A 17,755-nucleotide genomic window follows, 5' to 3' on the forward strand; every position below is an offset into this window, starting at 1 on the left:
CTGCGCTGCCGAGAGGGGCTGAAAGTGCAATGAAACAACCGAGGAAAGGTCGGCGTTCGCAGGCTCACCTAAATGACGGATCGTGTATCCGGCTTCGTCCAGGGCATCGCAACCATGTCTGAAGCTACGATTTCGTCCATTGCCGAACCAATGAAGGCAAAGCCTTCCATCCCCTGAACATCCTTGATGAACACAGTCGGGAATGCTTGGCGATCAGGGCGAAACAGAAGCTGAACTCAACCGACGTGATCGACGTCCTGACAGACCTGTTCATACTTCGCGGCGCACCCAGTTTATCCGATCTGACAATGGGCCGGAATTTGTCGCCCAGGCTGTCCCAGACTGGATCGCCGCCGTTGGCGCCAAGACAACTTACGTTGAACCTGGAAGCCCGTGGGAGAACGGATACGGCGAAAGCGTCAATGGCAGCTTCAGGGACGAGCTGCTCAACGGTGAGGTCTTCCACAGCCCAAGCGAGGCTCAAATCCTGATCGAACAATGTAGGAGACTCTAAAATACAAAACGCCCACAAAGTTTACTGGGTTATCGCCCACCAGCCGCCGAAACCATCACACCGATGGATCACAGGCCAACCATGCACTAACTTCCAACTTGGACCAGTCAGATGAGGCCGCTCACTCTGATCACTGTAGTGTGGCCCGTCAATCCGCCATTCGCTGCGACAGCAAAATAGGAGGCTGGACAATCTCACAGATCGCGCACAGAAATGGACCAACGCGGCTTAGATCTCAACGGAAGAACCCGGCAAACAACTTCCGTTGGGTATGACGAAGGCGATGTCTCGTTGCTTGAAATCCTGCTGTGGATCAGCCCTTCTCACTAGAGTTTTTGTTACGAGCCTCGAACCAAATCGGTTCCAACAATACCGGATAGCCTCATGGATTTCTTCGGCGACGCGGTAATCTGATTTGAGATCGATGTCCCTGGACGGTGTTCTCTATCGGCGCGTTTCCGCCGGGCGTCGGCGCTATGAAGCCGTTGTGACCTGATTTGTGCTATGATTAATGGATCCCCGTCGAGTTTCAGTGAAGGGGATCGTGATTTGATTTTCTGGAGAACCTTAGGCTTAGGTTTTCACTTTTCTAAGTATTTGAACTGGAGACGCGAAGGAAAATTGTTATGGCTGCCCCAAAAAAAATTGACGTGGACGAAATCACAAAACTCGTCATTTCTGATCCAGAGAATGTGCCTGGAACGCGAATGGTTGCAGGCTGGCTAGGAAAGGGAATAAAGGGTCGGAACTGGAGGTTGTATCAGGATCCAACTTTTACCTCTTACCTTGAAATCAACGAAGATGACATAATTCTAAGCAAAAAGATCGACGAGCGTATCGCGCCTCTTGGCGGGAGTATCCTCTGGGTGAAGAGCGAGGCCAAACTGCCGCACACTCGGCTCACTCCGTCCCAAGCGCAGACCGGCTTTCTCAGCGGTCAGATTTCTCGTGATCATATGGGACGAGTGGCGTCGAGCTTCACCATCGGAGGAGATGGTGGCACGGCCATCCATCCCACAATCATAATAACCATTCTTACGATTACTATAACAAATACGATTATTGTGATCGTTTCGACGGCTACCGACAATGCATGCCCGAATCCAAACAATAGCCAAGGCCTGTGCCCAACGAACTTGTCGGCCTGCTGCTAGTGCTATCTCCGGAATGCGTGATCCCTTACCTTCTCGAAAGAGGGATTTTGACAAATGAGCAGATCGTCCATGACGATCTGGCAGTGTTGGACATATCACGACGCAACTCGAATTTCGCCCTTTCTCTCGGAACCGGGCGGGGCTTTTTCCTGAAGCAGGGCAAGCGAATGGATAGGTTCAGTACAGTCATGGCCGAGGCGCGCTTCTACGACTGGCTTGGCGCAGGCGGCGGCAAAACCCGAGTTTCTGATAAGGTGCCCAATTGCCATTTCTACGATGAGTTCAACGATATTCTGGTATTGGAATTCTTCGAAGATGCAGAATCACTCGCCGCATTTCAAACTTCCAGGCGCCGTCGTTTCCCACTCTGGATCGCACGGTTTGTCGCGTCAGTTCTGGCGGACCTGCATGCATCTACTGTGCCGGAAAGTGATCGAACGGATCCGCCTTGGGTGTTTTCTCTGACACAGCCGCGGCTGGATATGTACTCGCAAATTTGCTCCGCAAACCTCGAGCTTCTTACTATCCTGCAACAATACGATGTTTTTGCGGACAGCTTTCGCGAAATGTTGTCGTCATGGCGCGCAGATAGCCCGATCCACGGCGATCTGAAATGGGACAACTTCATAGTCCTGAAGAATGAGTCTGGCTCAGCCCATCAGCTAAGAATGATCGACTGGGAGACGTTCCAGGCCGGCGATCCCTTTTGGGATGTCGCATCTATAGTTGCCGAGCACCTGCGTTTTTGGCTCAACTCCATTCCGGTTGCCGGAGAGGCGCCAACAGAAGAACTGCTTGCCAGCGCGCGTTTTCCACTGGAGGCGCTGCAGCCATCCATGTCAGCCTTTTGTGCGGCGTATTTGCACCGAAGTCGCCGCTGGATCGTCGATGCTTCGGCAGCGCGGATAAAAATCGTACGCTATGCAGCAGCAATCCTGGTTCAGTTCGCCTACGAGCAGCTCCAAGGTCAGTCGCAAATCAGTTCGAACATCATTTGCTTTCTGCAGCTTTCGCAAAACATGCTCGAACGTCCGGAGGAAGCAGCCGTCCACATCCTAAATCTGCAAGTTGACCAAAGTGTAGTCGCATGAGCCTTCATCGACAGCAGCTCAACGACTTGCTTGCGGCGCTTCGGATCAACGCGAACTACAGGTACAGTTGGTTCGGGCGTCGATCTCCTGGTTTACCCAAGCACCTCCGAGAGACAGTGGGGGCGGACACTCTCAGATCGTTTTTGGTCAGTTCGGTCCAGCACCGCCTCTACTCAGATTTCTATATACGTGGTCATGCAGCGCCAACATCGACAAGGCATGGCGGCAGCTTGGACGTTGGATTGACCGAATTCGTAAAGAGTCTGTCGCAGGCCAATCAAGGAATCGGCTGCTGGCGAGGGGGGTGGCAAACAGAGCGCCAAACAGATGACCTAAGTCTTGTCAGGCGAAATGGGCTGTCGATATGGGCGCCAGCATCGTCATGCAGGTCGAATGGCGACAGCGAAGAGACCCGAGTGTTGTTCCCGAAAGAGTATTTCGGCATTTCGCCGGGGTTCTACTTGGCTTCAGGTGATCTTGAACCGAGGGAGGGCACTAAATTGCTGCGTTGCTACTGGAATGTTGCGCAGTCGGGTGCCGCTGCTCTGATGGCTGGCGTAACTGGTATACTCAATGATGCCGGTATCGCGTTCCAGTTAAAGGTTGCAAACAACGCAGAAGGGTATGACCGATGCGATAGTGCCGTTCTGTATCTTGAGAGTGCAACAGCTGCGGATGCAATCGACCGTCTGACTTCGGTTTACTTGGATTTGATGCCACATCTTTACGGGCCGGTACCCGCAATGACATTAGCCATCGGTCGAGGCGTATCGCTGGCAGAGGATCCCGGTGGAGGCGAGAGTTTCGGCCTTCACCGTTGCAAGTTGATAGCCGAAGCATTGGTGACCGCACATGAGGCCGGTATCACGAGCAAGTCCGGCCGTTTGGACAAGATCGTTTCGCGGTTCGACGATGCTGGATTGAGGCTTAGCAACCCCTATTTGGGCGCTGATTCACCGGGTGTGCCGAACCCCGGTTGGCTGGTCGAGTCGAGCCCACTCACTCGGTCTCGTACCAATGGAGCCCGATCGCCGGGCTGTGCCGACTGGATGCTGTTGGCCGAGCGCGTTTCCGCAATGCTCACTGCAACCAAGCATTGCCACGGGGAACGCTGTACTTGGACAGGATACGAAGCTGCCAACTCATCGATGCATGGTAGTGATGGAAAGGGTCGGGTACTGCGCACCCTTGGACCCAATCTCTATTCAGGGACCTCGGGCATAGCGTGGTTTCTATCGGAGTTTGCCGCACTTTCTGGGGATAAATTGGCCGCTGATACAGCGCGCGCGGCTTCGCACCAGACGCTTGCCCGGATCAATTCCATAGAGGGAACTGAACGTCTTGGCCTGTTTTCGGGGTTTGCCGGGATCATATTGGCCTGTCTGCGCATCGGCACCTTGCTTGAGGAACAGCACCTGCGCAAGCACGCAGTCCAACTGGCGGAAGAACTTGCACACATTCCCGTCGAAGGCGGCGAAGCTGATGTGATGTCCGGCGTCGCGGGAACGATTATAGGTTTGTTGTCCGTTGCAGCGCTGGGTTCCCGTCCAACTCTGCTGGCAGGCGCGACCAATTTTGGTCGGCACTTGATCTCACAGGCGCAGGCCGGCCGCGATGGACTGTTCTGGACATCGAAGGCCGACCCGGAGGAGTTACCACTGACCGGCCTGTCGCACGGTTCCTCCGGAATAGCTCTGGCGCTTTTAAGAGTGTTCGCAGCGACGGGAATCGATGAATTTAGAAAGGCAGGCATCGACGCGCTCCGTTTTGAGCAAGCCCACTTTGACCGGGCTAAGCTCAACTGGCCGGATTATCGGGGGATTTCCCGTCGTCGTTCGCCAACGGGTGTTCCCCACGCCTTTTCGTGTTTTTGGTGCCACGGAGCACCCGGAATTGCGCTCGCTCGTGTCGAGGCGCAGGAGATAACGGGCAATGCCATCTACGGCAAGCACGCTGCTGCGGCGTTTGAAACGATCCGCGTTTCAGTCTTGGAAATGCTTGCGCGAGGAACGCAGGCGGATACTTCATTGTGTCATGGCATTTGCGGTAACGTTGATATCTTGATGTCGCTGTCAGCAAGATTGGGAATAGTACTGCCGGAGAGTGACGACATCTTGCGTCGTACTCATCTAGTCTTGTCAAAGCACTTGGACGCTGCGGAGAAAGGGAAGCCTACTAACGGCATTACCTCTATGGGTCCTGGATTAATGCTAGGATTGACCGGAATCGGCGTTTTTGCGCTTCGTCGAATGACGCACACCGTGCCTGATATTTTGGGCCTCGGCCGATTCAATACCAAGCATCCGATATTTGTGGTCGGCCCTGAGCTGCCTTTGGCTGAGTGAGCAGGCGCTGCGATGCAACTTCCCCGGACCGGCACATTCAGTGCGCTTGAAAAAAACCGAGAATGTTGATCTCACGGTTGTCGCACAAAGCGTATTTGTGCAATTGCAGATATTTCTGACGCAGCATTCTTTTGCATCGTTTCTACGCCAAATCATACCGTCACGCCCTTCAGCCTTTGGAGTGACTGCACACGCGAAACGGCTTCCTGAGAGGCAAGGCACCACCTTCTCCCAATTAGGATTTGACAAGCAGGCAATATCAAACAGTTTCTAGTCGATGAACATTTTTGGCCGAATGTGTCAAAGAGATTGGGTTAGAGAAACCCAATGATTAGTCCAAGTTTTGAAATTTTACTATTTTCGAAGTTAATATGCTCTTCTTAAAACCCCGTGCCGTACTCCTCTTTCTGAAACCTACCATCCATCATTAGCCGCTAAAAAATGGAAACTAGGATGTGGACCCATTAAAATGGTTGCCGTGATCTCGACTGCGTGAGTCACGCCCTGAATTTCAGGGGTGTGCACTGAGCCATCTATTCTGTCTGACTGACGAACAAATGTGGCGTCTTCAGCCTTACTTTCCGAAGAGCCATGCAAGCCAAGGGTTAACGACCAGCGTGCTTTGAGCGGGATTATCTTCATAAACCGCAATGGGTTGCGGTGTCCGAAGCACCTCGCGAATATGGACCGCCAAAGACGCTGTACAACCGATGGAAGCGGTGGAGCAACATGGGTGTGTTCGCTCGGATCATGGAAGGATTGGCTGCTGAAGATACGGATCACAAGACGATCATGATCGACGCAACATACCTCAAAGTGCACCGCACTGCCTCAAGTCTGCGGTCGAAAAAGGTGATGCGTGGCAGTCTGATCGGTAGGACCAAGGGTGGAATGAACGCAAAGCTTCACGCCATTACCGACAGCGTTGGCCGCCCAATTCGGTTCTTCATCTCCGCCGGCCAAGTTGGCGATTGTGCTGGGGCCAGGGCATCAGAAACGGCTATCCGCTGTGCTCGATCGGATGCTGGCCTTTGAAGTGGTCACGGACCGCAAGATCACAAAGCCAGACCCGCAGAGCAACGCTGCCATTTTCGCGGCCACGCGTGAAAGCGCGATCATCCTATCGAAATCGGATGCCTGTCAATGCCGCTTGCGTATGGTGCGACGGATGCGCCTGTCGACGGAAGATGTCGATAGCGTGGTAGACGAGCTGGATTAGGCGTTCAATCGCGCCTCAGAAAAAGGCTCTACGTACTAATAAAACGCGCCAGCCGATCCGGCTGGTGCGTTCTTCATTAGGATTGGGTTAGCCCCGCAGCACTTTACCCGCTGCATCAAAGGGCGGCTCGTGCAGGATAACCGCCTTGTGTGGGCGCCCGAGTACCATGACCACAACCTCATCTCCTGGCTGAGCATTTTTGACGAACCCCAAGGCCAGCGACATGCCGACAGTATAGCCATATGTGCCAGAGGTCACACGCCCTATGCCTTCGCCGTCCTTGAAGATTGGCTCGCCACCGGTTGCATCGGCGTTGGAGGCGGTCACGCCGGCCTCGTCCAGACGCAAAAGAACCAATTGTTCACGCGCCAAGTTTTCCAGAACCTTCTGCGCGGCGTCTTTATTCAGAAAATCCTTGTCGAACTTGCACAAACGGTCCAAGCCGACTTCGTGTGGCCAGTATTCCGGACTGTATTCGCGGCTCCACGAACCATAGCCCTTTTCCACGCGCATAGACATCAGCGCGCGGCTGCCGACGGGGCCCGCTCCGAACTCTTTGCCCGCCTCGATCAGCGCATCATACAGGCGCGCCTGGTTTTCGGTCGGGCAGTGCAGTTCCCACCCCAGATCGCCGGTGAAGGACACGCGCAGCGCCAGAACCTCAACACCCGCCAGTTCGATCATGGCCGAGCGCATGAACGGGAAATCCTCGGTTGCCAGCGATGCGTCGGTCAGCTGTTGCAGGATTTTGCGCGATTTGGGACCGGCGACGTTGAACCCGCACATGGCTTCGGTCATGCTTTCGAAAGTTGTGCCTTCGGGCAGAGGAACCTGTTTGAAGAACCGCTTGTGATAGCGTTCGGCCATGCCCGAGCCGATGATCCAGAACTCATCCTCGGCCAAGCGGGTGACGGTGAAGTCACCTGCGATACCACCACGTTTCGAGATCAGCGGGGTCAAGCAGGAACGACCCACCGCCCTGGGCATGTTGTTGGCGAAGACGGCGTTCAGCCAGTCTGCGGCACCCGGGCCCTTGCAGCTATATTTGGCAAAGTTCGAGATATCGATGATGCCGGCGCGGTCGCGCAGCATCCTGCATTCCTCGCCCACAGGTCCCCACCAGTTCTGACGGGTAAAGCCGTTGGTGTCCACAATGCCGGGATTGTCTGCAAACCACAGCGGATGTTCCCAGCCGACGTTCTGCCCAAAGACGGCACCCATCGCTTTTTGGGTCTCGTAGATCGGGCGCACACGGGCCGGACGGCCTGCGCTGCGCTCTTCGTTCGGAAAATGGATGGCAAAGCGGTGTGCGTATTGATCCTGTACTTTGGCCTTGGTGAATTCTTTTGTGGCCCAGCGGTCAAACCGCGCCATGTCCCAGGCGAACATGTCGTATTCGGTTTCGCCCTCGATGATCCACTGCGCTGCCATCAGACCCATGCCACCGGACTGTGAGAAGCCTGGGATGATGCCGTTACAGCAGAAATAGCCGTCAACTTCAGGGACCGGTCCCATCAGAACATTGGAATCTGGTGACCAAATCATCGGGCCGTTGATAACTCGCTTGATCCCGGCCTTTCCCACAGTGGGTAGGCGCTCGATGGCATTCATCATATTTTTTTCGATGCGCTCCAGATCGTCGGGGAACAGGTCATGGGCAAAGTCCAGCGGCGTTCCGTCCTCGGCCCAAAACTTCATGTCCTTCTCATAAGCACCGACCAGCAGGCCGTTGCCTTCCTGACGCAGATAGTATTCACCATCGCGATCCGAGACCGAGGGCAGGCGGGTGCCGTGGGCCTGAACGTCCGACATCGCTTCGGTCACGAAGTACTGGTGCTCGGTCGGCTGCAGCGGCAGATCGATCCCGGCAAGTTTCGCAACTTCACGGCCCCACAGGCCAGCAGCGTTCACCACCCACGGTGTTTTGATGTCGCCTTTGGGGGTTTTGACGATCCAGAGGCCGTCGTCCTGCTGTTCGGTTGCGGTGACAGGGGTAAAGCGGTGAATTTCGGCACCACGCTGGCGCGCGCCGACGGCATAGGCGTTGGTCACGCCCGACGGGTCGACATTGCCGCCATCGGGTTCGAACATCACGCAACGAATGCCATCGTAATTGACCAGTGGGTTCAGGCGCTGCGCCTCTTCGATGCTGATCTCATAGAAGTTCATGCCATAAAGCTTGGCCTTGGCCGCCTGCAGCTTCAGCTGATGCTCACGCTCTTCGGTCTGGGCCAGGTACAGTGAGCCGGGCTGGAACACGCCGCAGCTTTGACCTGTCTCTTCCTCCAGCGCCTTATACAGGTTCATCGTATAATGCTGGATACGGCTGATATTGGTGCTGTCATGCAGCCCGTGGATGTTCGCCGCCGCGTGCCAGGTTGAGCCTGAGGTCAACTCATCCCGTTCAAGCAGAACCACATCCGACCACCCCAACTTGGTCAAGTGATATAGAATTGAGCACCCGATTACACCGCCACCGATGACCACGGCCTGAGCTTCTGTTCGCATTTTGTTATCTCGCGCGTTTTGTGTCGTGGGTTTCTTTCACGATCCGGGCGTCATCGGCAATGTCCACAAAATTCAAGGTGGGGTGAGGTTGGTTAAACTCATGGATCGGGGAAATCAAAACGAAAGCAATTCGTCAGAGTGCGGGTGCACGACGCTGCGACCTTCTCAAAACTCCAGACGATGCGCACGACCGCGTGCAACGAGTTTTTGATTCAATTCATCCGCCTCGGGAGCGCCGTATTCAAGCGCAAAGACGAAGGCATGGGTCAGGTAGAAACAGGCCGCATCGTGGTCCTGCCGCAGCTCAGCTTGATTTGCCGCTTCTTGGTACAGGTGGATCAGCGCGGGCACATCATAGTCCGCATGTGCCCGCAGCAATTGTATATCTAGCTCGTCCAGATCCATGGTCTGCCTTTCAGTGAAATCGCAATGTTTTTGGTGCGGACGTAGTTATAAAGTGCCTCAAGCCCTTTTTCACGCCCGAAGCCCGAATTGCCCACACCCCCGAACCGGGTCGAGATGCCAACTGCGATACAATCTTTGACAAAGACCTGACTGGCCCGCAGCTTGCTTGCCACCCGACAGATTGCGGGCAAAAATGCCTGCGACCAGCCCGTACCCGGTGCCGTTGGCCGTGGTGAAAGCCTCGGCCTCGGTCTCGATGGGGGTAAAGCAGCTGACGGGGCCAGGATCTCTTCTTGCACCACTCCGCTGGAGGGGTCGACTTCGGCTAGATTGATTGGAGCCATGATGTAGCCGTTGCGATTCAGACGCGCGCCACCCGCTGCGAAGCGGACACCGACCTGACGGACGGTGGATGCTATTTCCGACGCTTAAGCCATTGACCAGGTCTGCGGCGCGCTCGATCGACACGTCATAGATAGAGCGATGCGCCATCCCCCGGGCCATGGCCGAGCAGACCAGACCGGCATTATAATAGATACCGCTTTGCAGGCTAGAAATCAGCGTGCCCAAATTAGCTTCGTCCAGGGCGACAGCGGTGGATTTGCCACCCAGCTCCATCAGTGACGGGATCACGTTATTGGCCGCCGACCGCTGGATGTGCTGACCCGTGGAATCCACGGCGGTAGAACGACCTGATCTACCTGGGAACTCGCCACCAGCTTTTTGTCCAGTTCCCAGCGGATGCCATTTAGGTCCGACACAGTGCCTGCGGGCACCTCTGCACGCTCCAGTGCCACGCTCGGCGTGGCCAGACCGATCGGATTCAGTTCCGGCAATTTTGGTGATGGTCGAATTGCCCGCCGCCTTTGATAGTGCCGACGACCGGCCCGCAATGGACACCGGGAAGCTCCACGGCACGATCTGTGCCGACACCCCGTAGGGTTCGAAAAATGTATTGTCGGTATAGTTTGGACCCAAGGGGATCGATTTGCCTTCGATCTTTTCGGTCACGCCGCCGTAGTATTCGAAGTACTGTGTTGCTACGGAGAATTCATACCGCGCTGCTTCCAGCGTTGGGGCCAGGGTGTCCTCGCTCGCCTGCGCGAAACCCGCCACATGATCCTGATTGCCGGAATATTCAATTGCAATGGCAGCGTCCTTTTCGCATTCAACACACGATCCGGCCAGATAGTTTCTGGCCAGGCCGTCGTTCAGAAAGCCGCTCATGCTCCGGCGCGGCCTTTTTCGACCTGAGTCGCCACCCAGTGGTGGAAGCAGTGGGTCGGACCGTCCATGGCAGGAGAGAAGCGGCCACCGTCGAATAGAACGCCGTGACGGCCCTTTTGCATTCCCTCAACAACGAACACGTCTTCCTGGAACACGGTGTTCCACAGCGCCGAGTTCTTGGCCCGCAGTGCCTCGTGCTGGGGCGCGTCTTCTGGTTTCTGAGCATAATAGAGCTCTATATGCTCGATGGTCTTTTCCTGTGTTACCGGCTCGAGGATAAAGGCAAAGCCGTGGTCGCGCTGAACACCCAGCATGACGTTCGGATAGACGACGATGTATTCCGCGCCTTCCCTCCACTTTTCGCTGAGACCTTGGAAATCGTTTAGTTTCTCACCATCCTGACCTTCGAACTGGCGATACACATAGGTGCCCTGACCAGAGTATTTGCCCAACTCGTTGATGTTGTAGTGATCTTCCAGACGGGAATAGCTGTTCAGACCGGGGTGAACCCACGGCAGATGGTAGCTTTCACAAAAGTTCTCAACAGCCAGTTTCCAATTCGCGTCCAGTTCCAGATGCACCGAGGCACCGGCACCGCCATGATGCATCGGTTGTTCGAACTCTTTCCAGCGCTCCATCAACTCGCCGTGAACCTCTTCGAACTCGGGCGCGTTACCGTCTACATTTACGAAAATTACGTCGCGCCAGACGTATGACCGAATGCGCATTAGGCCCAGTTCAGCAAAATCCAGATCTTCGTGGGTGTTCTGGCCGGGGCCGCCTACATGGGGCGCTGTGCGCAGCTCGCCATTAAGGCCATAGCACCAGCTGTGATAAGGGCAGCGGATTGCGCCTCGGATTTTCTGAGGCTTGTCGACCAAGATCATACCACGGTGACGGCAGGTGTTCTGGAACACGCCGATCTCACCATTGCGGTCGCGGACCATCAGGATGGGCATTCCCAGGAAGTCGACCGGTTTCGCGTCGCCTGCCTCGGGGATGTCCTTGCCAAAACCGATACCGGACCAGTTGGCAAACAAGACCGACTCCCGTTCTTCGGCAAAAACGGCGGGGTCGATATAGTGCTCGTTCGGCAGTCCCTTGGCTGTGTTTACCGGGGTTAGAACGGACGAAAGCGATGCATGCTTGTTCATCGGTCACTCCTGAGTGTGTCTGTAGCTTTGGATTTCTTCCCCATTGGCAGCGCAACAGGTCCGTCTTCAATACCAAAAAACCTAACCGATACGTGAGGCTGGCTAAACCGATCCGCCTTGAACTTCGTCTAGCAGCCAGTTCTTTAGGGCCAGTGCACCCTCGGGAAGTTGTTCATCCTCGCGCCCCACCAGATAGAAATTGTTTGGGGCCGGAATACTGAACTTCTCAAGCGCCACTAACTTTCCCGAGCTGAGCATCGGTTGAATCAGTCGCTTCCACCCCAGCGCGAGGCCAGCCCCTTTGCGCGCCACTTGCAGGGCCAGCGCGTAACTGTTGACCCGCGATTGCGCCGGTATGTTGCCGGTAAACCCAAGTTCGTGAAACCATTCCGGCCAGGTGGTCCAGGTATTGTCCCTGGTTTCCAGATGGATCAGGCGGTGCTCTGTCAGGTCGCTGAGACTGGCGCCCTTCAACTTAGCGGCCAATTCGGGGCTGCACACCGGTGTCAGGGTATCGCGATAGAGTTTTGTGTGCGGCAATGAGGAATTTGGATCCTGCCCGTAGCGGATAAAGAAATCCAGGTCGGGGCGGTCGGCAAAGGACGTGTCCTGCGCCATCTGATTCACTTTCACGTGCGGATGTTCCTGCCAGAACCGGATAACGGACGGGGATAGCCACAAAGCGGCAACTGCGGTGCTCGACCCCACGGTGGCGTGGTTTTCGGAATCACCACTGCGGACTTGTTCCAGAACCTTTGACACCTTGAGGAAAGATGTGCCCAGAACCTCATAGAGAGCCGCGCCATCTTCGGTAAGTTCAACACCTCTATGCTTGCGTATGAACAAACGCGCGCTCAGGTCGGTCTCCAGCGCCTTGATCTGATGGCTCACGGCGCCTGGGGTGACGGATAACTCGCTTGCAGCGTCCTTAAAACTCAGATGACGTGCCGCCGCTTCAAAGGCGGACAGCGTGGCAAGAGGGGGCAGGTTGTAATGGCGTCGTGACATCGGGGCTACGTTGCGTTGAAGTTTAGCTTGAGCTCGTTTCAACCGAATATGAGAAATTTTGCAATTGAAAACTATGTTTTTTTCTGCAGCTTTGGCACGGCCCGTTTTCACGCCCAGAATTACCAGGCGCCGAACACGAGTTTGGATACCTGCAGGGCATACCGACAAACACGTGATGGAAAACCAGATGAACACACAAGTCGCTCGCCTTGTCCGAAAAACTGAACTGAGCCCGGATACATCAGATTTCTGCTTCGAAATCCTTGGAGGTCGGTTCACTGGCCTTGAGCCCGGCGCCCATGTGGATGTTCACCTGAGCGATGATCTGGTGCGCCAATACTCATTATGGAGTTGGAGCCAGGACGGGCGCATGATCAACGTTGCCGTAAAACGCGAGGATGATGGTCGCGGCGGCTCGCGGGCCATGCACGACATGGAAGAGGGTACCGAGATTGCCGTAGGCGGTCCTCGCAATCATTTCCCACTGGAAAGCCATGATCGCCACGTCACTCTGATCGCTGGCGGGATCGGGGCAACCCCGCTGGTGGCAATGGCGCGCGAATTATTGAACCGGGGGCAGGATTTTCGGGTCTACTACCTTGTACGCTCTCGGGACTACGCCGCAATGGACAATCAGTTCCGCGCGCTGGGTCTGGATGAATGGTATCACCTGCATTGCGACGATACCGATGGTCCGTTCGATCTGGCGCTGGTGATGCAATCCATGCCGATGGGTGCTGATGTCTATACCTGCGGCCCCGAGCCGATGCTGAACGCCGTGTTGGAGTCTGGCACCGCCCTGCGCGGTGGTGCGATCCACTTCGAACGGTTCGCTGCCGTTTCGGATATCGATCACGCGCCCAATGACAGTTTTGAGATCGAGGTTCAGTCCACTGGGGTTGTCTACACGGTGTCACAGGACGAAACGATCCTCGAAGTACTCAAAGCCAACGGTGTCCATGTGGATTTCGGCTGCTCCGAAGGACTCTGCGGGTCGTGCATGGTCGATGTTGTTGAAGGTGAAGTGGATCATCGCGATGACATTCTGACCCCTGAGGAGCAGTCTACGAACAGCTATCTCTGCACCTGTGTATCAAGGGCAAAATCCGACCGTCTGGTATTGGCGCTGTAGCGGCATTGCCAAGTTGCTCCCTGCTGTAGACTGGACTAACCGATGCGGATGAAGAGACCGACGATCATGCCTCGCCTGAAAGGCTTTAGTTTTCGTCGCGAAATCATCGCCTATGCGGTTTGGGCGTATCACCGATTTGCACTCAGAACGGTTGGAGTCGAGGATCTGCTCGCCGAGCGCAGCGTGACCGTTAGTCGGGAAAGTGTCCGGCATTGGATCAACCGTGTTGGCCGCCGTTTCGCCGATTGCATCAGGTGCGACAGGCCTGCGGCTGCTGACAAGTGGCATCTGGACAAGGTTGTCATCTCGATGGGCGGTGAAAGATTTTGAATCTGGTGGGCGGTTGATGCCAATGGCAACGTGCTCGATATCCTGGTGCAGAGGCAATGTAATGTGAAAGCCGCCTGACGTTTTTGAAACGACTGATCGACCGGTTCGGCGATCCGTGTGTCATCGTCACCGACAAACTGCGCAGTTACGTCAAGCCGATCAAAGAACTATGTCCGGGCGCCGACCATCGGCGCACACGGGATCAAACACTCGGGCTGAAGGATCGCGCCGGCCGGCGCAAAAACGCAAAAAGCTGATGGACCGCTTCAAATCTCCGAGACATGCTCAAAGGTACCATTCCGCTCACGACCAGAGGAACACCATGTTCCGCCCCCGCCGCTATCGCCTTTCCGCCAACTCGTACCGCCACGCCGGATCGGGTGCCCACGATCTTTGGAATGGCTAACCCTCGAGTTGACCACCTGACTGCGCCGTCTACGGCACTTTTCAACCGCCGCCAAATAACTTGGCAATGCTTCCCTGACAGTCGTGGCTGATTGGCGCTGCCCAAAAAACTGGGTAGGTTTTTCATTCGGTGGCGACACGTCTGGCCACGCGGTAGATCATCACGAAGAAGACCGGCACAAAGACCACGCCCAGCACGGTGGCCGAGATAACGCCGCCCATCACACCCGATCCCATTGCCGTTCGTCCCCCGGCGCCCGCGCCCGAAGACAGGACCAACGGCAGAACACCCAGAGAGAACGCCATCGAGGTCATCAGAATGGGCCTGAACCGCTGATGCGCTGCGTCCTTGACGGCTTGCAACAAGGGTTCTCCGGCTACGACCTTGTCGCGGGCGAACTCGACGATCAGGATCGCGTTCTTACCGGTCAGACCAATCACCGTCAGCAGCGCGACCTGGAAATAAACGCCGTTTTCGAACCCACCCAGCCAGGCGCCGACCAGCGATCCGGTCACGCCGATCGGCATGGCCAGCATCACGGCAAAAGGAATGGTCCAGCTTTCGTAGAGCGCCGCAAGACACAGGAAGACGGCGGCAAGTGACAGGGCATAGAGCATCCCTGCCTGATCCCCGGACTCCCGCTCCTCCAATGACAGGCCCGTCCAAGCGATCTGGTAGCCTGGCGGCAATTGCTGCGCCAGCGCCTCGATCTCGGCCATGGCTTCACCGGTGGTGAACCCTGGCGCAGGGCTGCCCTGCAACTGAATGGCCGAAACACCATTATAGCGGTACAGACCCTGCGGACCGAATTGCCAGTTCGCGGAAGAAAAGTTGGACAGCGGCACAAGACCACCTGAATCATTGCGGACCCGCCAGGCCTCGATATCTTCGGGGACCATGCGATAGGGTGCATCCCCCTGAACATAGACGCGTTTGATCCGGCCCCGGTCCAGAAAGTCGTTCACATAGCGCCCAGCCCAGGCCACCGATAAAAGCTCGCCCACTTCCTGCGCAGAGAGGCCCATTGCACCTGCGGCGCGCCAGTCCAGATTGATGTTGAACTGGGCGGCGTCCTCAAGCCCGTTGGGACGAATCGAGGCGATTTTCTCACTTTGCCCCGCAAGGCCCATCAGTTGATTTCTCGCCTGTACCAGCTCTTCATGGCTTTGGCCGTCACGGGCCTGCAAATAAAAGTCAAAGCCGCTGACGTTACCAAGTTCGATCACCGCAGGGGGAACAATGGGGAACACAAACGCTTCCTGAATTTGCGAGAATGCTCCAAAGGCCCGACCCGCAATGGCTTGAGCGCTTCGATCAGGGGTATTTCGTTCGTCCCAATCCTTCAGGCTGATGAACGCAATACCCATGTTTTGGCCCTGCCCGGCGAAGCTGAAGCCACGCACGGTAAAGACAGAAACGACGTTTTCAGTCTCATTCTCCAAATAATACTGCTCAATTTGTTCTAGCACGCCCTCAGTCGCCTCAGCGGTAGAGCCCGTCGGCCCCTGGACCAGAGTGAAAAGGATACCCTGATCCTCTTCGGGCAAAAACCCGGTCGGCGTGCGGGCAAACAGAAATACCATGGCGGCACCGATCAGCAGATAGATAAGCCCCACACGCAGCGGACGTCGGATCGAGAATCCGACCAGTGACGAATAGCTTTCTGTCAACCGGTCGAACCCGCGGTTGAACCATCCAAACAGGCCGCGATCGCGTTTGTCATGGTCGGGTTTGCGCAAAAGCGTCGCGCACAGGGCGGGTGTCAAGGTCAGCGCAACCACAACTGACAGCATCATGGCCGAGACGATGGTGATCGAGAATTGCTGGTAAATTACCCCGGTGGAGCCACCGAAGAACGCCATCGGGATGAACACTGCCGACAGCACCAAGGCGATGCCGACCAATGCACCGGTAATCTGACCCATGGATTTCTTGGTGGCCTCGTAGGGGGAAAGTCCCTCTTCCTCCATGATCCGTTCGACGTTTTCGACCACGACGATGGCGTCATCCACCAGCAGACCGATGGCCAGAACCATTGCAAGCATGGTCAGTGTGTTGATCGTGAACCCAAAGATCGAGATGATCGCGAATGTCCCCAACAACACGACCGGCACAGCGAGGGTCGGAATAATCGTTGCGCGCAAGCTCTGCAGAAATAGGAACATGACGAGGAAGACCAGAACGATCGCCTCGATCAGCGTGTGGACGACTTCTTCAATCGAGATCTCGACAAAGGGGGTGGTGTCGTAAGGTACGACATATTCTACGCCGTCCGGGAAAAAAGCGGAGACTTCGTCCAGCTTGTGCTTCACGCGCTCGGCTGTATCGAGTGCGTTGGCACCCGAGGCTAGCCGGATCGCCATACCCGCGGTGGGCTTGCCGTTGAACCAGGCGGATGTGGTATAGCTTTCGGCTCCTATCTCCACCCGCGCCACATCACGCAGCAGAACAAGCCCGCCGTCGGTTTCTGCGCGCACCACGATCTGTTCAAAGTCTTCCGGCGTCGACAGCAGCGACTGCGCTGTGATCGTGGCGTTAAGGGCTTGCCCCTCGACCGCAGGCAAAGCGCCGAAGGACCCCGCCGAGACCTGAGCGTTTTCTTCCGAAACGGCCTGTACGATATCCGTGGGCGTCAGCTCAAATGCGGCCAGTTGTTCTGGGTTCAGCCAGATCCGCATCGCATATTGCGCGCCAAAGACCTGAACGTTGCCGACACCCTCCAGGCGGCTGAATTCATCGACCATGTTCGATACCATGTAGTCTGACAAATCCACAGCATCGAGGCGATCGTCGGTCGAAACAAGCGCCGCCACCAGAAGGAACCCGCCCGAGGATTTTTCGACGACAACACCCTGACGTTGAACGATTTCCGGCAGCAGCGGCGTCGCCTGACTCAGCTTGTTCTGAACCTGCACCTGCGCAATGTCCGGGTCGGTTCCGGTTTCAAAGGTCAGCGTCACCGTGGAAGACCCGGTCGATGTAGAAGACGAGCTGATGTATCGTAGCCCGTCGAGCCCGGTCATCTGTTCCTCGATCACCTGAGTTACGGTATTGTTTACGGTCTGGGCCGAGGCGCCGGAGTAGGAGGCGCTAACCTCGACTGTGGGTGGCGCGATTTGCGGATATTGTGCCACCGGCAAGTTGAAGACAGCCAAAGTGCCGATGCCCATCAGCAGGATGGAAATGACCCATGCAAATACAGGTCGGTCGATAAAGAAACGTGCCATGGGGAACTTTCACATCTGGTTGCGGGAGGCTGAGC

At 56.0% G+C, this 17,755-nt stretch carries 12 protein-coding genes and 3 pseudogenes; 8 read left to right on the forward strand and 7 right to left on the reverse strand.

Translation table 11 applies throughout. The annotated features are described in order from the left end of the window. From ACR1XY_RS20845 to ACR1XY_RS20870, 6 genes and pseudogenes are all read left to right on the forward strand, one after another. Positions 1 to 604, forward strand: a pseudogene (locus ACR1XY_RS20845) (integrase core domain-containing protein); the annotation flags it as partial. A 536-nt stretch (positions 605 to 1,140) separates the two neighbouring features. Continuing rightward, complete coding sequence (locus ACR1XY_RS20850) at positions 1,141 to 1,668, forward strand: hypothetical protein (protein WP_480596065.1); 528 nt, start codon at positions 1,141 to 1,143, stop codon at positions 1,666 to 1,668. Continuing rightward, entirely contained in the window at positions 1,638 to 2,759 is a 1,122-nt protein-coding gene (locus ACR1XY_RS20855) for an aminoglycoside phosphotransferase family protein (RefSeq protein ID WP_480596068.1), read from the forward strand. The genes ACR1XY_RS20850 and ACR1XY_RS20855 overlap by 31 nt, the downstream gene beginning before the upstream one ends. Before the next feature lie 416 nt (positions 2,760 to 3,175). Further along, positions 3,176 to 5,104 (forward strand): lanthionine synthetase LanC family protein, encoded by a 1,929-nt coding sequence (locus tag ACR1XY_RS20860; RefSeq protein ID WP_480596071.1) that lies wholly within the window; start codon positions 3,176 to 3,178, stop codon positions 5,102 to 5,104. Between the two features lie 524 nt (positions 5,105 to 5,628). Beyond that, a pseudogene (locus ACR1XY_RS20865) lies at positions 5,629 to 6,094 on the forward strand (IS5 family transposase); the annotation flags it as partial. A gap of 19 nt (positions 6,095 to 6,113) precedes the next feature. Beyond that, positions 6,114 to 6,323 (forward strand): hypothetical protein, encoded by a 210-nt coding sequence (locus ACR1XY_RS20870; RefSeq protein WP_480596075.1) that lies wholly within the window; start codon positions 6,114 to 6,116, stop codon positions 6,321 to 6,323. Positions 6,324 to 6,410: 87 nt separating this feature from the next. On the opposite strand, the gene ACR1XY_RS20875 is transcribed toward ACR1XY_RS20870, so the two are convergent. The 6 genes from ACR1XY_RS20875 to ACR1XY_RS20900 all read right to left on the reverse strand — a co-directional run bounded on the left by ACR1XY_RS20875 (position 6,411) and on the right by ACR1XY_RS20900 (position 12,625). Then, positions 6,411 to 8,831 (reverse strand): GcvT family protein, encoded by a 2,421-nt coding sequence (locus ACR1XY_RS20875; RefSeq protein WP_480596079.1) that lies wholly within the window; start codon positions 8,829 to 8,831, stop codon positions 6,411 to 6,413. Between the two features lie 165 nt (positions 8,832 to 8,996). After that, entirely contained in the window at positions 8,997 to 9,236 is a 240-nt protein-coding gene (locus tag ACR1XY_RS20880) for a hypothetical protein (RefSeq protein ID WP_480596082.1), read from the reverse strand. Then, on the reverse strand, positions 9,218 to 9,364 hold the full coding sequence (locus tag ACR1XY_RS20885; RefSeq protein ID WP_480596149.1) for a hypothetical protein: 147 nt from the start codon (positions 9,362 to 9,364) through the stop codon (positions 9,218 to 9,220). The genes ACR1XY_RS20880 and ACR1XY_RS20885 overlap by 19 nt, the downstream gene beginning before the upstream one ends. Next, positions 9,306 to 10,463 carry an aldehyde dehydrogenase family protein gene (locus ACR1XY_RS20890; protein ID WP_480596087.1) on the reverse strand — a complete coding sequence of 386 codons (1,158 nt, stop codon included), beginning with the start codon at positions 10,461 to 10,463 and terminating at the stop codon, positions 9,306 to 9,308. The genes ACR1XY_RS20885 and ACR1XY_RS20890 overlap by 59 nt, the downstream gene beginning before the upstream one ends. Further along, complete coding sequence (locus ACR1XY_RS20895) at positions 10,460 to 11,617, reverse strand: aromatic ring-hydroxylating oxygenase subunit alpha (protein WP_480596090.1); 1,158 nt, start codon at positions 11,615 to 11,617, stop codon at positions 10,460 to 10,462. The genes ACR1XY_RS20890 and ACR1XY_RS20895 overlap by 4 nt, the downstream gene beginning before the upstream one ends. A 102-nt stretch (positions 11,618 to 11,719) precedes the next feature. Beyond that, on the reverse strand, positions 11,720 to 12,625 hold the full coding sequence (locus ACR1XY_RS20900) for a LysR substrate-binding domain-containing protein (RefSeq protein WP_480596094.1): 906 nt from the start codon (positions 12,623 to 12,625) through the stop codon (positions 11,720 to 11,722). 187 nt (positions 12,626 to 12,812) lie between these two features. On the opposite strand from ACR1XY_RS20900, the gene ACR1XY_RS20905 reads away from it, so the two are divergent. Both ACR1XY_RS20905 and ACR1XY_RS20910 read left to right on the forward strand, forming a co-directional pair. Next, positions 12,813 to 13,757 (forward strand): PDR/VanB family oxidoreductase, encoded by a 945-nt coding sequence (locus ACR1XY_RS20905; protein WP_480596096.1) that lies wholly within the window; start codon positions 12,813 to 12,815, stop codon positions 13,755 to 13,757. 48 nt (positions 13,758 to 13,805) lie between these two features. Further along, positions 13,806 to 14,493, forward strand: a pseudogene (locus ACR1XY_RS20910) (IS6 family transposase). A gap of 122 nt (positions 14,494 to 14,615) precedes the next feature. Here ACR1XY_RS20910 and ACR1XY_RS20915 read toward each other — a convergent pair. Then, the gene (locus ACR1XY_RS20915) at positions 14,616 to 17,720 is read right to left on the reverse strand and encodes an efflux RND transporter permease subunit (protein WP_480596098.1); all 3,105 of its coding nucleotides are present in this window, start codon (positions 17,718 to 17,720) and stop codon (positions 14,616 to 14,618) included. Positions 17,721 to 17,755 lie beyond the last annotated feature (35 nt).

The organism is Ruegeria sp. AD11(2025) (assembly GCF_056542405.1).